The sequence below is a fragment of the Mesorhizobium sp. M8A.F.Ca.ET.165.01.1.1 genome, from assembly GCF_004792065.1.
Classification (GTDB): Bacteria; Pseudomonadota; Alphaproteobacteria; order Rhizobiales; family Rhizobiaceae; genus Mesorhizobium.
In genome coordinates, this window is sequence record NZ_SRTH01000118.1 from 1 (window position 1) to 363 (window position 363).

Consider the following 363-nt stretch of genomic DNA (forward strand, 5'->3'; position numbering starts at 1 on the left):
GCAAGAACGACTTTGCCGACAAGCTCAAGGCCTCCGGCATCGAATGGCTGGTCATTGCCGGCGTGTGGACCGAGGCCTGCATCGACGCCACGGTGAAGGACGCGGTGGCGCGCGGTTTCCGCGTGCTTCTGGTCAAGGACGCTTGCGGCAGCGCAAGCGCCGCCATGCACCAGACGGGCATCCTCAACCTCGCCAACCGGCTCTATGGCGGCGCCGTCACCAACACGCTCGATGCCTGCAGGCTGATGGCCGGCGACACGGTGAAGGTCTGGCAGGTCGAGGGGTCGTTGCCGCTGCGCTTCACCTTCGAGAACGCGGCGCGGCTTTACGCGGAGCTCTGACGGCAGTGGCCAGCGCCCCGAC

Annotated in this window: 1 protein-coding gene; it reads left to right on the top strand. The window is 67.2% G+C overall.

Annotated features, from left to right (window positions below; translation table 11 throughout):
• Positions 1 to 341: isochorismatase family protein (locus tag EN808_RS35355; protein ID WP_135918233.1), on the top strand; the 341-nt coding region annotated here is incomplete at its 5' end.
• Positions 342 to 363: the final 22 nt, after the last annotated feature.